This window comes from Bradyrhizobium sp. PRIMUS42, assembly GCF_023006515.1.
GTDB lineage: Bacteria > Pseudomonadota > Alphaproteobacteria > Rhizobiales > Xanthobacteraceae > Bradyrhizobium.
The window spans coordinates 1-955 of sequence record NZ_JALBGZ010001277.1 but is presented as its reverse complement, the minus strand read 5'-3'; the positions used below and the strand labels follow the sequence as shown (position 1 = coordinate 955).

Sequence of the window (955 nt, the reverse complement as noted above, 5' to 3'; positions counted from 1 at the left end):
CCAGCAGCAGCGCGTCGCGATCGCGCGGGCGCTGGCCATGCAGCCCAAGGCGATCCTGTTCGACGAGCCGACCTCGGCGCTCGATCCCGAACTGGTCGGCGACGTTCTCGGCGTGATGCGCAAGCTCGCCGATGACGGCATGACCATGGTCGTCGTCACCCACGAGATGGGCTTTGCCCGCGACGTCGCCGACCGCGTGCTGTTCATCGACGGCGGTGTCATCGTCGAGCAGGGGCCGGCCAAGGCGCTGCTCAACCAACCCCAGCATCCGCGCACGCAGGACTTCTTGCGCCGCGTGCTGCATCCGCTCTGACCGGTCTCCCCCCATGACTCGCCTGCCTCTGCCGCCATCGCTCTATGCCGACACCGCCGTCGCGCCGGTCGCCACGCCGCCACTCGACGTCGACAAATCCGTCTCCGTCGCGATCGTCGGTGGCGGCTACACCGGCTTGTCCACCGCGTTGCATCTGGCGGAGCAGAGCGTCGAGGCGCTGGTGCTGGAGGCGCAGGAGCCGGGCTGGGGCGCCTCGGGCAACAATGGCGGTCACACCAATCCCGGCTTGAAGCACGACCCCGATCAGATCGAGGCGGACTTCGGCGCCGAGCTCGGTCGCCGCATGATCGAATTCTCCTACGGCACCACGAACTTCACGCATGATCTGATCCGTCGCTACCAGATCCCGTGCGAGGCGCGGCAGAACGGAACGCTGCGCGCGGCCTATCACGCGGCCAGCGCCGCCGCGATCGAGAAGACGGCGCAGCAATGCATCCGCCGCGGCATGCCGGTGACATATCTGAACCGCGAGCAGCTGCGCGAGATGACCGGCACCGACCGCTATATCGGCGCGATGCTGGATACGCGCGGCGGCGATCTGCATCCCCTCAGCTATGCCCGCGGCCTCGCGCGCGCCGCGATCTCGGCCGGCGCCAAGGTTTTTGGCGAGACGCCGGCATT

2 protein-coding genes are annotated in these 955 nt (G+C 68.4%); both read left to right on the top strand.

Features of this window, described 5'->3' with window-relative positions:
* The coding region (locus MOV75_RS39670) for an ATP-binding cassette domain-containing protein (protein WP_369010500.1) at positions 1 to 313 on the top strand (313 nt) is incomplete at its 5' end.
* A gap of 13 nt (positions 314 to 326) precedes the next feature.
* The coding region (locus MOV75_RS39665; RefSeq protein ID WP_247008293.1) for an FAD-binding oxidoreductase at positions 327 to 955 on the top strand (629 nt) is incomplete at its 3' end.